17 protein-coding genes are annotated in these 17,109 nt (G+C 72.1%); 5 read left to right on the plus strand and 12 right to left on the minus strand.

The features are described from left to right. Positions 1 to 84: 84 nt before the first annotated feature. Both purL and M8330_RS19145 read right to left on the minus strand, forming a co-directional pair. Complete coding sequence (purL, locus tag M8330_RS19140; protein ID WP_250828626.1) at positions 85 to 2,358, minus strand: phosphoribosylformylglycinamidine synthase subunit PurL; 2,274 nt, start codon at positions 2,356 to 2,358, stop codon at positions 85 to 87. A gap of 165 nt (positions 2,359 to 2,523) precedes the next feature. Next, complete coding sequence (locus tag M8330_RS19145) at positions 2,524 to 3,099, minus strand: TetR/AcrR family transcriptional regulator (RefSeq protein WP_250828627.1); 576 nt, start codon at positions 3,097 to 3,099, stop codon at positions 2,524 to 2,526. A 158-nt stretch (positions 3,100 to 3,257) separates the two neighbouring features. On the opposite strand from M8330_RS19145, the gene M8330_RS19150 reads away from it, so the two are divergent. Together M8330_RS19150 and M8330_RS19155 are read left to right on the plus strand one after the other, a co-directional pair. Further along, complete coding sequence (locus M8330_RS19150) at positions 3,258 to 5,099, plus strand: MFS transporter (RefSeq protein WP_250828628.1); 1,842 nt, start codon at positions 3,258 to 3,260, stop codon at positions 5,097 to 5,099. A gap of 195 nt (positions 5,100 to 5,294) precedes the next feature. Beyond that, complete coding sequence (locus M8330_RS19155) at positions 5,295 to 6,749, plus strand: glycoside hydrolase domain-containing protein (protein WP_250828629.1); 1,455 nt, start codon at positions 5,295 to 5,297, stop codon at positions 6,747 to 6,749. A 9-nt stretch (positions 6,750 to 6,758) separates the two neighbouring features. Here M8330_RS19155 and M8330_RS19160 read toward each other — a convergent pair whose 3' ends face one another. From M8330_RS19160 to purS, 3 genes are all read right to left on the minus strand, one after another. Beyond that, entirely contained in the window at positions 6,759 to 7,208 is a 450-nt protein-coding gene (locus M8330_RS19160; RefSeq protein WP_250828630.1) for a DUF3817 domain-containing protein, read from the minus strand. A gap of 209 nt (positions 7,209 to 7,417) precedes the next feature. Continuing rightward, a complete protein-coding gene (purQ, locus tag M8330_RS19165) occupies positions 7,418 to 8,089 on the minus strand; it encodes a phosphoribosylformylglycinamidine synthase subunit PurQ (RefSeq protein WP_250828631.1) in 672 nt (223 codons plus the stop codon). Then, positions 8,086 to 8,358 (minus strand): phosphoribosylformylglycinamidine synthase subunit PurS, encoded by a 273-nt coding sequence (purS, locus tag M8330_RS19170; protein WP_250828632.1) that lies wholly within the window; start codon positions 8,356 to 8,358, stop codon positions 8,086 to 8,088. Before purS ends, purQ begins: the two co-directional genes overlap by 4 nt. 148 nt (positions 8,359 to 8,506) lie before the next feature. On the opposite strand from purS, the gene M8330_RS19175 reads away from it, so the two are divergent. Together M8330_RS19175 and M8330_RS19180 are read left to right on the plus strand one after the other, a co-directional pair. Then, positions 8,507 to 9,361, plus strand: a complete 855-nt coding sequence (locus tag M8330_RS19175) for an N-acetylmuramoyl-L-alanine amidase family protein (RefSeq protein WP_250828633.1) — start codon at positions 8,507 to 8,509, stop codon at positions 9,359 to 9,361. A 49-nt stretch (positions 9,362 to 9,410) separates the two neighbouring features. Continuing rightward, entirely contained in the window at positions 9,411 to 9,923 is a 513-nt protein-coding gene (locus M8330_RS19180) for a YflT domain-containing protein (RefSeq protein ID WP_250828634.1), read from the plus strand. A gap of 71 nt (positions 9,924 to 9,994) precedes the next feature. On the opposite strand, the gene M8330_RS19185 is transcribed toward M8330_RS19180, so the two are convergent. Then, on the minus strand, positions 9,995 to 10,189 hold the full coding sequence (locus M8330_RS19185) for a hypothetical protein (RefSeq protein ID WP_250828635.1): 195 nt from the start codon (positions 10,187 to 10,189) through the stop codon (positions 9,995 to 9,997). Between the two features lie 79 nt (positions 10,190 to 10,268). After that, positions 10,269 to 11,855: a long-chain-fatty-acid--CoA ligase gene (locus tag M8330_RS19190; protein ID WP_250828636.1), complete on the minus strand. Its 1,587-nt coding sequence runs from the start codon at positions 11,853 to 11,855 to the stop codon at positions 10,269 to 10,271. Positions 11,856 to 12,029: 174 nt separating this feature from the next. On the opposite strand from M8330_RS19190, the gene M8330_RS19195 reads away from it, so the two are divergent. Then, positions 12,030 to 12,398, plus strand: coding sequence for a hypothetical protein (locus M8330_RS19195; protein ID WP_250828637.1), 369 nt, complete (start codon positions 12,030 to 12,032; stop codon positions 12,396 to 12,398). A 78-nt stretch (positions 12,399 to 12,476) separates the two neighbouring features. On the opposite strand, the gene M8330_RS19200 is transcribed toward M8330_RS19195, so the two are convergent. From M8330_RS19200 to M8330_RS19220, 5 genes are all read right to left on the minus strand, one after another. Further along, positions 12,477 to 12,905 carry an SRPBCC family protein gene (locus tag M8330_RS19200; protein WP_250828638.1) on the minus strand — a complete coding sequence of 143 codons (429 nt, stop codon included), beginning with the start codon at positions 12,903 to 12,905 and terminating at the stop codon, positions 12,477 to 12,479. Positions 12,906 to 12,907: 2 nt separating this feature from the next. Then, the gene (locus M8330_RS19205; RefSeq protein ID WP_250828639.1) at positions 12,908 to 13,807 is read right to left on the minus strand and encodes a phosphoribosylaminoimidazolesuccinocarboxamide synthase; all 900 of its coding nucleotides are present in this window, start codon (positions 13,805 to 13,807) and stop codon (positions 12,908 to 12,910) included. A gap of 149 nt (positions 13,808 to 13,956) precedes the next feature. Then, entirely contained in the window at positions 13,957 to 14,469 is a 513-nt protein-coding gene (locus M8330_RS19210) for a hypothetical protein (protein ID WP_250828640.1), read from the minus strand. A 183-nt stretch (positions 14,470 to 14,652) separates the two neighbouring features. Next, positions 14,653 to 15,282, minus strand: a complete 630-nt coding sequence (locus M8330_RS19215; protein WP_250828641.1) for an antibiotic biosynthesis monooxygenase — start codon at positions 15,280 to 15,282, stop codon at positions 14,653 to 14,655. A 105-nt stretch (positions 15,283 to 15,387) separates the two neighbouring features. Beyond that, positions 15,388 to 16,824 carry an MFS transporter gene (locus M8330_RS19220; RefSeq protein WP_250828642.1) on the minus strand — a complete coding sequence of 479 codons (1,437 nt, stop codon included), beginning with the start codon at positions 16,822 to 16,824 and terminating at the stop codon, positions 15,388 to 15,390. Between the last annotated feature and the right edge of the window lie 285 nt (positions 16,825 to 17,109).

Genomic DNA, 17,109 nt, shown 5'->3' on the forward strand with positions numbered 1-17,109 from the left:
CCGGAACGGAAACGACCCACCACATTCGTGGTTCCCGCCTCGGGAAACCACGAATGTGGTGGGTCGTACCCCCGCCGCAGCGGGTCAGGCCATGGCCGCCGGGATGGTGGCGGTCCAGGTGGCGCGCAGCTCGAGCAGGCCCGCGGTGAGGACGGGCTCGCCGCCGGCGGTGACGACGAGGTCGTCGCCACCCGTCACACCGAGGTCGGTGACCGGGACGCCGTGCTTGGCGGCCATCGCGAGGAAGGCGGAGAGGTCCGACTCCTCGACGGTGACCAGCGCGCGGGCGGTGGACTCGGCGAACAGCGCGAGGAACGGGTCGCCGCCGGCGACCTCGGACACGTCGACGCTGACGCCGACCATGTTGCGCAGGCTCGCCTCGACGAGCGCCTGCGAGAGGCCGCCGTCGGAGAGGTCGTGGGCCGAGGTGATGACGCCGGCGTCGAGGGCCGAGCCCTCGGCCAGCAGCGAGGCCAGCGACATCTCGGCGGCCAGGTCGACCTTCGGCGGGAGACCGCCCAGGTGACCGTGCACGACGTGGGCCCACTCCGAGCCGGAGAGCTCCTCGCGGGTGGTGCCGAGCAGCAGCACGCGCTGACCGGCGGCACTCCACGCGGACGCGGTGCGCTTGGCGACGTCCTCGATGAGGCCGAGCACGGCGACGACCGGGGTGGGGAGGATCGGGGTGCCCGCGGTGGAGTTGTACAGCGAGACGTTGCCGCCGGTGACCGGGACGCCGAGGGTGAGGCAGGCCTCCTTGAGGCCGCGGCAGGCCTCGGCGAACTGCCACATGACGTCCGGGTCCTCGGGAGAGCCGAAGTTGAGGCAGTCGGAGACGGCGAGCGGGGTCGCACCGCCGGTGGCGACGTTGCGGTACGCCTCGGCCAGCGCGAGCTGGGCACCGGTGAACGGGTCGAGCTTGGCGTAGCGACCGTTGCAGTCGGTGGCCAGCGCGACGCCGGTGCCGTTCTCCTCGTCGATGCGGATCATGCCCGAGTCGGACGGCTGGGAGAGCACCGTGTTGCCGCGGACGTAGCGGTCGTACTGGTCGGTGACCCAGCTCTTGTCGGCGAGGTTGGGCGAGGCGACCATCTGCAGCATCAGGTCCTTGAGCTCGGCCACGGACGGGCGGGGCAGCGCCTCGGCGCCGTCCGCCTGGAGGCCGTCCTGCCACTCGGGGCGGGCGTAGGGGCGCTCGTAGGTCGGGCCGTCGTGGGCGACCGTGCGCGGGTCGACGTCCACGATGGTCTCGCCGTTCCAGTCGATGACCAGGCGGCCGGTGCCGGTGACGGTGCCGATGGTGACGGCCTCGACGTCCCACTTGGCGCAGATCTCCATGAAGCGGGCCTCGTCGGCGGGCTCGACGACCGCCATCATCCGCTCCTGCGACTCGCTCATGAGGATCTCCTCGGGAGCCAGCGTGGAGTCGCGCAGGGGGACGCCGGAGAGCTCGACGTGCATCCCGCCGTCGCCGGCCGCGGCCAGCTCGGAGGTGGCGCACGAGATGCCGGCGGCACCGAAGTCCTGGATGCCCGCGACGATGCCGGCCTGGAACAGCTCCAGGGTGCACTCGATGAGCAGCTTCTCCATGAACGGGTCGCCGACCTGCACCGCGGGGCGCTTGGTCGGGCCGGTGGACTCGAACGTGTCCGAGGCCAGGATCGAGGCGCCGCCGATGCCGTCGCCGCCGGTGCGGGCGCCGTACATGATGACCTTGTTGCCCTCGCCGGACGCCTTGGCCAGGTGCAGGTCCTCGTGCTTGAGGACGCCGACACACAGGGCGTTGACCAGCGGGTTTCCGGCGTAGGAGGAGTCGAAGACGACCTCGCCGCCGATGTTCGGCAGGCCGAGGCAGTTGCCGTAGCCACCGACGCCGGAGACCACGCCCGGCAGCACGCGGCGCGTGTCCGCGGCGTCGAGCGCACCGAAGCGCAGGGGGTCCATCACGGCGACCGGGCGCGCACCCATCGCGAGGATGTCGCGAACGATGCCGCCGACGCCGGTCGCGGCGCCCTGGTAGGGCTCCACGTAGCTGGGGTGGTTGTGCGACTCGATCTTGAACGTCACGGCCCAGCCGTTGCCGACGTCGATGACGCCGGCGTTCTCGCCGATGCCGGCGAGCATCCGCCCGGCCTTGGTCTCCTGCGGGATCTCACCGAACTGCTTGAGGTGGACCTTCGAGGACTTGTAGGAGCAGTGCTCCGACCACATGACGGAGTACATGGCGAGCTCGGAGCTCGTGGGCCGGCGGCCCAGGATCTCCTTGATCCGCTCGTACTCGTCGGGCTTGAGGCCCAGGTCGGCGAACGGCTGCTCGCGGTCGGGGTCGGACGCGGCGACGGAGACGGTGTCCAGCACGGGAGCAATCTACCTGCCGCGGCCCCTCGGGCCGTCCTCGGCGGACGTGGGTGGACGCACCCGAGCGTGGCGGGGTGAAAGTTGCTGCCGACTCGGCGGGGACACCCGGTGAGTCGGCAGCACGTTGCTGCCGACTCGGCGAGGGTGGGGTCAGGCGCGGGTGGGTCAGGCGGACGAGGCGGGGTGGTGCTCGAGGGTGAGGAACCCGTCCGCGACGACGCCGAGCATCGGGCCGGTCGCGGCGGTGTCCAGCTGGCCGGAGTCGGCGACCATCGCGACACCGCCGACGAGGCGTCCGACCTCGATGGCGGTGACGTCGGCGCGCAGCGCGCCCTCCTCGCGCAGCGGCGCGAGCACCCGCTCGTGGGCCGCGAGCAGCACGCCGCACTTGTGCTTGATCGGGGAGCCCTCGTCGCCGAGCGCGATCGTGAACTTCGCGGGGCCGCCCTTGTGCACCGCGATCAGTCGCACGTACTCGTCGAACCAGGCGAGCAGGCGCTCGCGCGGCGTGCCGGTGGCCTCGAGCGCGCGGTCGGCCGCCGCCTCGACGCCGGCCACCCAGGGAGCCATGACCGCGTCGACCAGGTCGTCGCGCGTCGGGAAGTGCCGGTAGAGCGTGCCCGGGCCCACCTCGGCCGCCTTGGCGATCTGGTCGAGCGGGACGTCGTAGCCGCCGCAGCGGAACGCCTCCTGAGCAGCCTCGACGATCTTGTCGCGATTGCGCTGGGCATCAGCGCGCATGACGCACCTCTCACGGATCACACGGGTGGATTCGGAACAGATCTCGGCTGTTCCCTTGCTAAGCGGAGACACTCTCCGTATCGTCGAAGGCGAACCGGAGGACATCTCCAGTTCAGTCTACGTCGGCCCAGCCAGGGTCAGAACAGGACGCGCTCCCCATGTCCCAGACACCGCCCCACCAGACGACGACCACCCGCACCACGAGCCGCAACGACGACGCGCTCGCGTCCCTTCCCGAGATCGACACCGTCCCCGCGACCCTCACGACCCGGCACGCCCAGCCGCGACGGGTCGACACCGTCGCCCTCGACGCCTCCGACCCGCTCGAGGACCTCATCCGCCGCGACCGCGAGCGCACCGCCGACCGGGCAGCAGCCCGCCAGGTCCGCCGTGCCGAGCGTCGCGCCACCCGCGCCGGCTCCACCGCCTCCGCCACCGGCGAGCCGGGCGTGGCCCGGCTCATCCCCGGACGCGGCCGCCCCGCCGGCGTCCGCCTCGACGAGAACCGCCCCTCCCGTAAGGACAGCACCACGAACACCACGCAGACCGCCGAGCCCGACGAGAAGTCCGGCCTCGGCCTCGGGATGGCCATCGTCCTGGTCGCCCAGCTCATGATCGTGCTCGACGCCACCGTCGTGAACGTCGCCCTGCCCCACATCGACACCGCGCTCGGCTTCGGCCCGGCCTCGCTGTCGTGGGTGCTCAACGCCTACACGCTCGCCTTCGGCGGCCTGCTGCTGCTCGGCGGCCGGCTCGGCGACGTCCTCGGTCGGCTCCGCCTCTTCCAGGTGGGCCTGACCCTCTTCACCCTCGCCTCGCTGCTCGGCGGCCTCGCCCAGACCCCCGGCCAGCTGGTCGCCGCCCGCGCGGCCCAGGGCGTGGGCGCGGCGCTGGCCGCTCCCAGCGTCCTGGCGCTGCTCACGACGAGCGCGAAGGACGACGCGGCACGCCACCGCGCCTTCGCCCTGTTCGCCGCTGTCTCCTCGGGCGGCGCCAGCCTGGGCCTGCTGCTCGGCGGGGTCGTGACCGACCTCGGCTCGTGGCGCTGGACGCTGTGGATCAACGTCCCGATCGGCCTGGCCGTCGTGGCGCTGGTCGGCCGGCACGTCGCGGAGACCCCGCGTCGCCCCGGGCGGTTCGACGTGCTCGGCGCCCTGCTCGCCACGGGTGGCGCGGTGTCCCTGGTCTACGGCCTCGTCGGCGCCGCCGAGCACGGCTGGACCTCCACCAGCACCCTCGACCTCCTGCTGATCGGCCTGGCGATGCTGGCCGTGCTGGTCCGCCAGGAGCTGCGCCAGGAGGCGCTCGGCCGCACCCCGCTCGTCCAGCCCGCGCTGCTGCGCGACCCGCGCCGCGTCGGCGCGCTGGTCGTGATGCCGCTCGTCTTCGGCGCCCAGATGTCGATGTTCTTCCTGGTCGTGCAGATCCTCGAGACCGACCTCGGCTTCGGGCCGCTCACCAGCGGCCTGGCGTTCCTGCCGGTCAGCCTGTCGATCTTCACCATGTCGCGCTTCGCCCCGAGCCTGGTCGCCCGGCTCGGCGCCCCGGTGATGGTGCTCGCCGGCACGATCGGCCTGGCGCTCGGCTTCACGGTGCTCTCGACCTACGACGCCGGCGCCGGCTACGCCCCGGCGCTGCTGCTGCCGCTGGTCCTCATCGGCGCCTCGGCCGGCGCGATCTTCATGCCGGTCACCTCGCTCGTCATGGCCGGCGTGCAGCCGCAGGACGCCGGCGCCGCGTCCGGCATGCTGCAGACCGCCCAGCAGCTGGGCGGGGCGGTCGGCCTCGCGGCCGTCGTCTCGGTCTACGCCGTGGGCGCGGTGCCCGGCGAGGTCGTGCCCGGGGCGCAGGCCGCGTTCCTCACCTCGGCCGCGTTCGCCTCGGCGGCAGCCCTGGCCGCCCTCGCGCTGACCGTGCAGGCCGCGCGGCGTGCCCGGGCCGCCCGGGCCGCCCAGCCCGACGGCGAGCCGACCGAGCCCCTGGAGCAGGCAGCCGCCTGACCTCGCTCCACCCGACGCGGGTCGTGTGCCCCAGCGGTCGCTCCGGCCACCGCTCAGGCACACGACCCGCTCGTGCGTGCACAGGGTCGTGCAACTCGTGTGAAGTGCCGTGATCCGTGGGACTCCTGGGGTTATCGTCGTCCGGTCGCTCCCCCCACCGGCCCTTCCCCGGCCCGACCTCTCCCGGAGTCCCCGATGACCCGCCGCCCGCGCCTGCGTGCGTTGCTCGCCGCCGTCCCCCTCCTGCTCGTGCTGCCGCTGGCCGGCCCCCTGCCCGCGACGGCCGCGCCCGCCGCCGTCCGCACCGGGTCGACCGTCGCCACCACCGGCACCCTGGCCTCCGCGGACGACACCGCCGCCCGCGAGGGCGAGCCGGGGGTCGTGACGCCCCGCAACCTCACCGGGCTGGCCTTCGACCAGTGCCACACGCCCGACCAGAAGACGATGAACACCTGGTGGCGCACCTCGCCCTACCAGGCCGTGGGGGTCTACGCCTCGGGCAAGTCGCGCGCGTGCCGCGACCAGCCGAACCTCACCGCCGAGTGGGTCGCCAAGCAGGCGTCGACCGGGTGGCGCATCCTGCCGATCACCCTCGGCCCGCAGGCCTCCTGCAACCCCCGCTTCCCGCGGTACCGGAACGACGAGACCGTCAACCCCCGGCCCGGGAGGAACGGCCGGTACGACCTCGCCTACGAGCAGGGCGTGAAGTCGGCCTCCGGCGCCGTCAACAAGGCCGCCGACCTGGGCATCGCCGCCGGCTCGACCCTCTGGTACGACATGGAGGGCTTCGACCTCGGCAACAAGAACTGCCGCGAGTCGGCGCTGTCGTTCCTCGACGGCTGGACCGACCGCATCCACACCCTCGGCTACGTCTCGGGCGTGTACTCCAGCGCCGGGTCCGGCATCAAGGCGCTCGACGGGGCCCGGCAGAACCGCCCCCACCGCTTCTCGATGCCCGACCGCGTCTGGATCGCCGACTGGGACGGCCAGCAGAACCTCACCTCGACCTCGCTCAGCAACACCGGCTGGACCGAGGGCGACCGGATGAAGCAGTACCGCGGCGGCCACGACGAGACGTGGGGCGGGGTCACCATCAACATCGACTCCAGCTACCTCGACCTCGGCAAGGGCACCCGGGCACCGGACGAGGCCGAGGTCTGCAACGGCACGCAGATCTCCTACCGCGACTACATGAACCTCGCCCCCACGCGCACCGCCTCCGACGGCAGCACGGTCGTCGCCGACGAGGGCAGGACGGCGGCGCTGCAGTGCGTCCTGCGGCTCGACGGCTTCGCCGGTGGCCGCACCGACGGCGAGTACGACGCCGAGCTGGTCTCCGTCGTCCGCTCCTGGCAGCGCCACCACGGCTTCGACGAGTCCCGCACGTGGTCGCGGGAGAACTGGGTGGCGGCGCTGTCGGAGTACGCCCGCGGCACCCGGCTGAAGTTCGGCGACGGCAGCAACCAGGTGCGCTACCTCCAGCGCACCCTCAACGCGGTCGCCGCGAAGATCCGGACCCCCGTCAACGGGCTCTACCTGGCCGCGACCACCAAGGCCGTCAAGCAGTGGCAGCGACGGGTGGGGCTGGAGGCGACCGGCATCATCACCGGCCCGCAGTGGCGCCTGCTGAAGCAGGGCCAGCGCAGCTGAGGTCGAGCCTCAGGACGCCGGCGGGCCCACCAGCAGCGCGAGGCCGGTGAGCGCGGCGACGGCCACGACCCCGGCGGCCAGGCCGCGCAGGGGCTCGCGCAGCAGCCACGCCACGGGCTTCTCCAGGACGCCGGCGGGCTGCTCGGCCCGCAGGCGCCAGGTGGTGCCCAGGCCGCCGCGACGCTCGACCACCTGGTCGAAGACGACGGTCACGAACGGCGGGACGGCGGAGGCCAGGCCGAGCACGGCGCGGCCGAGGCTCCAGCGCTGGTCGACGGCCACCACGACGGTGGTCACGCAGTAGGCGACGAACACGATCCCGTGCAGCATCCCGAAGACGCGCACGCCGAGGTCGGTCGTCTCGGTGCCGTACTTGAGCACCATGCCGAGGATCAGCAGGGCCCAGGTCACCGCCTCCGCGATCGCGACCTTGCGGAACAGACCCAGGGGGGAGCGCATGGGTCCAGGGTGCCTGAGCGGCCCAAGAGGGTGAGCATCGGCGGCACTCTCGATGGGTGGTGGCTCAGCAACCTGTCTGCTCAGCCGGTTCGGTTGCCGACGCACCGCTCGTGCTCCGGAACGCCGACCGGCGGTGAGCCTGCAACCCTTCCCGCACGGGGTTCGGTTGGTGGCTCACCGCCGGTCGGGCGGAGTCGATCAGAGGGGCCTCAGACCGAGGCGGCCTGCTCCAGGAACGAGGTGAAGAAGCCGAGCCCGTCGGTGCCGGAGCCGGTGAGCTCCTCGACCGCGTGCTCGGGGTGCGGCATCAGCCCCACGACGTTGCCGCGCTCGTTGGTCACGCCGGCGATGTCGCGCATCGAGCCGTTCGGGTTCACGTCGAGGTAGCGGGCGACGACCCGGCCCTCGGCCTCGAGCATGTCGAGCGTGGCCTCGTCGGCGACGAAGCCGCCCTCCCCGTTCTTCAGGGCGATGGTGATCTCGGCACCGTGGCTGTAGGCGCTGGTCCACGGGGTCGAGGCGTTCTCGATCCGCAGGCGCTGGTCGCGGCAGACGAACTTCATGTGGTCGTTGCGGATCAGCGCGCCCGGCAGCAGGTGCGACTCGCACAGGATCTGGAAGCCGTTGCAGATGCCGAGCACCGGCAGACCACCGTTGGCGGCCGCGACGACCTCGGTCATCACCGGCGCGAAGCGGGAGATGGCGCCGCAGCGCAGGTAGTCGCCGTAGGAGAACCCGCCGGGCAGGACGACGGCGTCGACGCCCTTGAGGTCGTGGTCGCCGTGCCACAGGGAGACGGCCTCGTGGCCGCCGATGCGGATCGCCCGGGCGGCGTCGACGTCGTCGAGCGTCCCGGGGAAGGTGACGACCCCGACCTTCACGCGTTCGCTCCGGCCACGATCTCCGAGGTGGTCTCCACGCGCACGGTGAAGTTCTCGATCACCGGGTTGGAGAGCAGCGTCTCGGCCATCTTCGCGACCTGGGCGAGCACCTCGTCGGTGACCTCCTCGACGGTCAGCTCGAAGCGCTTGCCCTGGCGGACGTCGCTCACGCCGGCGAAGCCGAGGCGGGGCAGAGCGCCCTGCACGGCCTTGCCCTGCGGGTCGAGGATCTCGGGCTTGGGCATCACGTCGACGACGACGACGGGCACGGTGACTCCTGCGGGTCTCACGTATCAGGGACGTCGGCAGCGCCGACGCGTCCCATCCTAAGCCGCGTCGACCGATGCTCCGAGCCGGCCGCGTGCGGCGGACGCGACGCCCGGGACAACGCCCCGGAACCCGGCCTACCCTGCTGGCATGCCTCGGCTCCCCCACCGACCGGCCCACCGGCCTTCCCCGCGCACGCTCGGGAGGGCTGTGGCGGCGCCCGCCCTCGCCGGCGCGCTCGTGCTCGGCCTCGCGCCGGCCGCACCGGCGCTGCCGTCGTCCGAGCTGGCCACGTCGGGGCTGGCCACGGCCGTGAGCGCAGCGCAGGAGCGCAAGCCGCTGGCCGGCGTGACCGTCGTGCTCGACCCCGGCCACCAGCTGGGCAACAAGAACTTCCCGGAGGAGATCAACCGGCTCGTGCAGGCCGGCGGGTTCAAGAAGGCGTGCAACACCACCGGCACGGCGACGAACAAGGGCTGGCCCGAGGCGACCTTCGTGTGGCAGCTGGCCGTGCGCACCCGCAGGAAGCTGCGCCGGCTCGGCGCGACCGTGCGGCTGACCCGGCACAGCAACCGGGAGGACCGGTGGGGTCCGTGCATCAACACCCGCGGCAAGGCGGGGGCGCGGTACGACGCCGACGTCCTGCTCTCGCTCCACGGCGACGGCAGCACCACGAGCGGGGCCCGCGGGTTCCACGTCATCCGGCCGACGAAGCGGAAGGGCTGGACCGGCGACATCTGGAAGCCGTCGCGTCGCCTCGCCCGCACGCTGAAGCGGGCGATGAAGCGGCAGGGGTTCCCGGTCGCGAACTACGTCGCCGGCGGCACCGGCATCGACGCCCGGGGCGACCTCGGCACCCTCAACCTCTCCGACGTGCCGGCGGTGCTGCTGGAGGCGGGCAACATGCGCAACCGGCGGGACGCGCGCGCGATGCGGCGCACCGCGGGGCAGAGGCGGTACGCAGCCGCCCTGGTGGCGACCGTCAGGCGGTTCACAGGCAACTGAGGGCCGAGGACACCCCCGCGGGCACCCACGGCGGGGGCAGACTGGGGCCATGAGCAGCCCCGGAACCCCCCGCCGCCTCAGCGCCGACGCGTTCGCGCTGGAGTTCCCGCAGTCCCTGGCGACCTACGACGACTACGCGCACGCCCAGAAGACGGTCGACTACCTCTCCGACCACAAGTTCCCGGTCGAGCAGTGCATGATCGTCGGGACGGACCTCAAGCGAGTCGAGCGGATCACCGGTCGGCTCACCACCGGCCGGGTCGCGGTCGGCGGTGCCGCCTCGGGCGCCTGGTTCGGCCTCTTCGTCGGCCTGGTGCTGAGCCTGTTCTCCTCCGACCAGGGGCTGCTGGCGCTGCTCGCCTCCACCGCCGTCATCGGCGCGCTGTTCGGCCTCATCTTCACGCTGATCAGCTACGCCCTGACCCGTGGCCAGCGGGACTTCTCCTCCGTCACCCAGGTCGTCGCGACCCGGTACGAGGTGCTCGTCGAGCACAAGGTCGCCGCCCAGGCCCGCGAGATGCTGGCCGGGCTGCCCGGCGCGCTGCCGAACCCGTTCGAGTGACGTCTCACGTCTGGTGCGGCGGTCTCGAGGCTCGTCGCTGGCGCTCCTCGCACCTCGACCACCGGCTGTGCTCAGTCGCGCTTGACCGCCTGCTGCACGACGACGATCGCCATCGCGACGCCGAGGCCGGCGATCGGCGGGCCGAGCACGGCGGTGCCGCTGCCGGACGTGGGCTCCTCGCCCCACCAGCCGAAGGACTCACCGGTCCACAGGATGCCGACGGCCAGCATCAGGAACGACAGGAAGCCGAAGACCAGGAACTTCACGTCCTCACCGTAGCGAGTCGCGTGCAGCGGTCCCGAGGCTCGGCCGTGGCCGGCCTCGCACCTCGACCACCGGATCGCGTCAGCTGAGCTCGCGCTTGAGGATCTTGCCGGTGGCGGTCATGGGCAGGCTGGGCACGAACTCGATGATGCGCGGGTACTTGTACGCCGCCATCTGCTCCTTGCCCCACGCCAGGACCTCGTCCTCGGACACGCTCGCGCCCTCGTCAAGGATCAGCACCGCCTTGATCTCCTCGCCGTGCTCCTCGTGCGGCACGCCGATGACGGCGGCCAGCGAGACGGCGGGGTGGGTCAGCAGGACCTCCTCGATCTCGCGCGGGTACACGTTGAAGCCGTTGCGGATGATCATGTCCTTGGAGCGGTCGACGATGTAGTAGTACCCGTCGGCGTCCTGCCGACCGAGGTCGCCGGAGCGGAACCAGCCGTCGGCGTCGAGCACCGCGTCGGTGGCGTCCGGGCGCTGGTAGTAGCCCTTCATCACGCAGTGGCCCTTGATGGCGATCTCGCCGACCGGGGTCATGCCGTTCTCGTCGCGCTCGTCGGGGATCGAGCCCCACTCGCCCGGGGTCGGGTCGATCAGCTTCATCTCCACGCCGGGGATCGGCAGGCCGATCGAGCCCACGCGCACGGGCTTGCCGAACGGCGAGAACGACGCGACGGGGGACGTCTCGGACAGGCCGTAGCCCTCGAGGATCGTCACCCCGAACTGCTGCTCGAACTTGCGGTGCACCTCCACCGGCAGCGCCGAGCCGCCGGCGGCGGCGACGCGGAGGTTCTTGGCCAGGGTGTCGACGTCCACCTCGGGGGTCAGCGCCCCCAGCAGGCCCCAGTACATCGTCGGGACGCCGGCGAAGAACGTCACCTGCTCCTTGAGCATCAGCCCCAGGGCGGGCGCCGCCTCGAAGCGCGGCAGCATCACGACGGTGCCGCCGAACGCGAAGCCGCCGTTCTGGATGACGCTCTGCCCGAAGGAGTGGAACAGCGGCAGCACGCACAGGTAGGTGTCGGGGTTCTCGGCGTCCGCGCCGAAGAGCTCCGTGCCGGCCAGGGCGTTGTCGCGCATGTTGCGGTGCCGCAGCTCCGCGCCCTTGGGCTGACCCGTCGTGCCGGAGGTGTAGAGGATGACGGCGGTGTCGTCCTCGTCGGTGACGACCGTGTCGAACGTGGGCGGCTGCGTGGCCATCGCCTGGCCCATCGTCATGGTGCCCTCGATGGGGCTGGGGGCGGCCGGGTCCGCAGTGATCATGAAGAAGTGCTCGCAGCCCTCGGCCTGCTCGAAGCCGGCGAAGCCCTCGGCGCCGATGGGCAGCTCGGGGGTGCCCTGGAAGCAGAAGTAGGCCTTCGCGTCGGAGTCGGCCAGGTGGTAGGCCACCTCGCGCCCCTTGAGCAGCACGTTGAGGGGGACGACGGTCGCGCCGGCCTTGAGGATGCCGAAGTAGACGATCGAGAAGTACGGCAGGTTCGGGCAGCTCAGCGCCACCTTGTCGCCGTGCCCGACGCCGCGCTCCTTCAGCGCGTTCGCGACCTGGTTCGCCGCGCCGTTGACCTGCGCGTACGTGAGCCGGGTGTCGCCGAGGACCACCGCGTCGCGACCGGCGTAGGCCGCCGCGCTGTTCTCGAGCAGGCTGGCGAGGTTGTAGTCGGTCACGAGTGGCCTCCGTCACGTCGGGGTGTGATGGGAGCAACCTACCCACGAGTCACAAGCGGGTACAGGGGCCGGACGGGCCGCGTGCCCGGTCGCCGGCGACCGACGCCTGTGGGATGCTCGGGATGTCAACGTCGGCCTCACGCCCCCAGTCGGCCGACCGTCTCGGGAGGATCCATGCCGCACCCGTCCATGCACGACCCCAACGAGCGCAACAAGGCGATCAACGAGATCACCGCGCAGTCCGAGACCGGCGGGCCGGCACCGGACGGCATCTCCAGCGCCCGCGCTGCCTGGCAGGCGCAGCCCGTCGGCGACCGCGCCCGCAAGATGACCCGGTGGCTGCTGCTCGGTGGCGCCGCGCTGATCCTCGTCTCGGCGATCCTGTCGGTGGCGCTGGTCGACGGCCTCTCGCCGCGCGACCTGAGGGACCTCACCACGGTGCTCTTCGTCGTGGCAGCCGTCCGCTACGCCGGCCTCGGCTGCGTCGCCGTCGCGGTCGTCTCGTACGGCGTGCGGCTGGGGATCGACTCCGGCAAGGAGTGACCGCACCGCGGTGATCGAGGCGGTCTCGCCGCTGGTCGAGGAGGTTGCGCAGCAAACGTCGCGAGACCGAGGCGGCGCCTACTGGCGCTCGAGGAGGATCTTCGCGGCGTGCTTGAGGTCCGCACGAACGGCCGGGACCGACGCGAACGTGGCCACCAGGCCGAGGACGCCCAGCGCCTCGATGCGGAACCGGAACGACACGTCGCAGGCCAGACCCGCGGCGGCCGGGGTGAAGGCGAGGTCGAGGTCGGCGCGGACCCCGCGCCAGGTGCCGGACTCGGCCCACACGTGCGGACGCTCCAGCCGGGTCGTGCGCATCGCGGGCCGCGGACCCGGCACGGTCACGTCGGTCCAGGTCTGGCCGTCGCGCGGCTCGCCGTCGACGTCCGCGACGGAGCGCAGCGAGGACTGCCACGCGGGGCGGTTCGCCGGGTCGACCAGGTAGTCGAAGGCGACCTCCTGGGGCACGGAGAACCGGACGCGACCCGAGCCGTGGCGCGCGACCATGCTCAGAACGTCTCGCCGGTGAGAAGCTCGTAGGCCTCGATGTAGCGGGCGCGGGTCCGCTCGACGACCTCGGCGGGCAGCACCGGCGGCGCCTCGCCCGAGGACTTCACCCAGCCGGACTCCGGCGAGAGCGCCCAGTTGCGGACGATCTGCTTGTCGTAGGAGGGCTGGGTCTGACCGGGCTTCCACTCGGCCGCGGGCCAGAAGCGCGAGGAGTCGGGGGTCAGCACCTCGTCCGCGAGGATCGTGCGGCCGGCGGCGTCCCGCCCGAACTCGAACTTGGTGTCGGCGAGCAGGATGCCGCGCTCGCGGGCGATCTCCTCGGCCCGGCCGTACACGGCGAGCGTGAGGTCACGCAGGTCGGCGGCGTCCGGCTCCCCGATCGTGGCGACGACCGCCTCGTAGGAGACGTTCTCGTCGTGGTCGCCCAGCTCGGCCTTCGTGGCCGGGGTGAAGATCGGCTCGGGCAGGCGGCTGCCGTCCACGAGGCCGGCGGGCAGCGGGACGCCGCAGACCTCGCCGGACGCCGTGTAGTCGAGGAGGCCGGACCCGGTCAGGTAGCCGCGCGCCACGCACTCGACGGGGAACATGTCGAGCTTCTCGCAGATGACCGCGCGGCCCTTGACCGAGTCCGGCACGTCGGTGGAGACGACGTGGTGCGGCACGAGGTCCTCGAGCTGCTCGAACCACCACAGCGACATGCGGGTGAGGATCTCGCCCTTGTCGGGGATGGTCGTGTCGAGCACGAAGTCGAAGATCGAGAGCCGGTCGCTGGCGACCATGAGGAAGCGGCCCGCGTGCTCGCCGTCGGTGACCTCGTACAGGTCGCGCACCTTGCCCGAGTGGACGTGGCGGGTGCCGGCGATCGGCGGGGCGGCGGGGATGTTCAGCTCCGTGCTCACGGGGCCAGCCTAGGGCGTGCGGGGCGTGGTCTCGACGTGCGTTCGTCGCTCGCGCTCCTCACTGCTCGACCACCGGCCTCGGTCTCGCGACAGGACTTCGTCCTTCCTCGACCAGCGGGCTGGGCCCGTCCCTTCGACCAGCGGAGCGGTCAGCAGCCGCAGGAGTAGTAGGTGACGTCCCAGTGCGAGCCCTCCTTGGCGTACACGTTGCCGGAGGCGGCCTGGTACATCGCGGCGCCGTCGCTGCGGGTGCCGATGTAGGCGTAGTGGCCGGTCACCCAGTTGTTCAGGCAGGTGGTGATGCGGAAGTCGAGCTTGTAGCCGTTCCAGTGCGAGTAGGTGCCCGAGGAGTGGCCGGTCTCGGTGCCGCCGGTGATCGTCAGGGCGCAGCCGGAGGCGTTCTTCAGCGTGATGGCGCCGTCGATCGTGGCCTGACGGATGCCCTCGAACGAGGTGCAGGAGGAGTTGTACCGGTCGGTGCAGCCGCCGGAGGAGACCCAGCTGATGCCGGCGGCGGAGAGCTGGGAGGCGGCGCTGGACTGGCTCACCGCGGAGGCGGTCGGCGCCGCCAGGACGCCGGTGCCGGCCGTGAGGAGCAGGCCGGCGAGCACGATGCCGATCCGGCGGAGGTGACGGTGGAGGGTGGTCCCGAGAGTGGTCATGGGCGACACGCTGCCCGGCGGCGTCCGCGCTCGAAACCGTCAGCCACCTGCAGGTCGATGCACTGCAACGAACTGCACGTTCTGCGGGGGTGGCCGGTGGTTTCGAGACAGGACTTCGTCCTTCCTCAACCTCCGGCTCAGCAGGCCCAGCCCTTCCTCGACCTCCGGCGACCTTCGTCGACGTCAGGCGGAGCGGGCGCGCCGCCAGGGGGCCGGGCGGCCCTGGAGGAACCACTCCATCTTGCGGGTGATCCACGGTAGGCCGAAGAAGACCATCAGCGGGGTCAGCACCACGATCGTGGAGAGCAGCCGCAGCGGCAGCGGGAGGGCCTGGACCCAGTCGATCTGGCCGGCGATCCAGTTGACCACCAGCGAGGCCGGGTAGAACACCATGAAGATGGTGATCGCCTGCTTCCACCGCGGCGGCGGGGGCGGGGCGTCGGTGAGGATCTCGGCGTCCGGGGCGTCGAACCAGCCCTCGATGCCGGACCTCTTCTCGGTGCCGACCTCGCGCACCACCAGGCCGGCCGCCGACTCGCGCCACCAGTGCCGCTGCGGGGACTCCTCCCACGCCTTGAGGGCGTCGGCGTCCGCGAACCGGTAGAGCGCGTGCCAGGTGTCGTGACCGGGGGCGGGGCGGACCCAGCCCACACCGAGGAACCCGGGGAACAGCTGCGCCAGCGATTGGCCGGCCGTCAGCCACGAGATCATCTCCGCCTCGCGGGCAGGGTCGACGACGCGGCTGATGCAGACCGTCACGGCGTCCGGGTGGACCTCGGTGACGTGATCGGGAGCGGGCGCAGGTTCCGACATGTCCCTCATCCTCCCCCTCCTCAGCCCCCTGTCACACCGGTGCGGGCGTGCAGGCGGTCACGCCGTCTCTGTCATCACCGGAGGCGCGACACCGGGAGCGGGGCGTCACCGCCGCCAGGCCCGGACGGCCATGGCCAGGGCAGCGAGCAGCAGCACGATCTCGGCGGCCAGGGCGGTCGAGAGGCCCAGGGCGGACGACGTCGCGCCGGCCACCAGCGTGTAGACCGAGACGGCGAGGGCCGCGCCGATCGACGCGCCGATCCGCTGGCCCGTCTGCAGGGCACCGCCCGCGGCGCCACCCATCTCCGGCGGCACCTCCTGCAGCGTGAGGGTGATGTTCGGGCTGACCACCGCGCCGGCGCCCAGGCCGGTGAGCAGCAGCACCGGCGGCAGCCACGCCCAGATCGGCGTCGCCAGCGGCACCACGATCGCGATGAGCACCGTGCCGGTGATCATCAGGCTCAGTGCCCCGACGGTGAGCTTGCGGCCGACGTCCGTGACCACGCGGCCGGCGAGCGGGGCTGCCACCGCGGAGCCGACGGCGAAGGGGGCCATCATCAGTCCGGCCTGGAGCGCGGAGTAGCCGAGGCCGTCCTGGAGGTGCAACGACGCGACGAGCATGAGGCCCGTGAAGCCGGTGAAGTACAGAGCGCCGACGGCCATGCCGTTGACGTAGCCGGGCAGGTGGCGCAGGAGACGGAGGTCCAGCAGGGGCGGACGCCCGGTGCGGACCTGGCGGGCCTCCCAGCGCACGAACGCCCAGCCGAAGGCCGGCACGCCGACCAGGAGCAGCATCGGCAGCACCGAGCCGTTCTCCAGCGAGACCACCGGCAGGAGCAGGCAGATCACGGTGGCGCCGAGCAGCACCGACCCGAGCACGTCGATCCGGGCGTCGCCCGTGCGCTCCGCGGCCGGGGTGCGCGGCACCATGAACCAGATCGCGGCGAACGCCACGAGGCCGATGGGCACGTTGATCAGGAACAGCCAGCGCCAGCCGTTCTCGGTGCCGGCCAGCGCGATGATGAGTCCGCCGATCACGGGGCCCGTGGCCGAGGCGATCGAGACCGTGAGCCCGAAGAACCCGAACGCCTTGCCGCGCTCACGCCCCCGGAACAGCTGCTGGATGAGCCCGGAGTTCTGCGGTGTCAGCAGACCCGCCGAGGCGCCCTGCAGCAGCCGCGCGAGCACCACCGTCCCGGCACTCGGCGCGAACCCCACGAAGGCGGACGACGCCACGAACCCGGTCAGCCCGATCAGCATCATCGTGCGACGGCCGTACGCGTCGCCCAGGCGACCGCCCGCCACCAGCGTCAGACCGAACGCCAGCGCGTAGCCGGACACGACCCACTGGATCGTCGCCTCCGAGGCGTCCAGGCCCGCCGACATCGACGGGATCGCGACGTTGACGATCGAGACGTCGAGCAGCGACATGAACCCGACGACCAGCGACACCCCCAGGATGCGCCAGCGGCGTGGGTTCGGCTCGTAGGGAGCCTGCTCCTGCTCCGGGTGCGCGGGTTCCTCCACGTGCTGCTCGACCACGAGGGTCATCCTTCCCCGGTCCGTGCGACCTCAAGGGGTGGGGCTCGACACGTGTGGTTTCGAGACAGGACTTCGTCCTTCCTCAACCACCGGGGGGAGCAGCTTCGTCGCTGCTCGACCACCGGCGGGTCCGGACGCACGAGACCCCCGCGCCGGGTGGCGGATTCAAGCGGTCCTCGCAACACCGTTGTTGTTAGCTGGCGGTGAGTAGATCACGCAGACGCTCGGCTGGGTTCTTCCAGCCGAGCGTTTTGCGTGGTCGTCCGTTGAGGAGCTGCGCGACGT

Origin of the sequence: Nocardioides bruguierae (genome assembly GCF_023656415.1) — a bacterium.
GTDB lineage: Bacteria > Actinomycetota > Actinomycetes > Propionibacteriales > Nocardioidaceae > Nocardioides > Nocardioides bruguierae.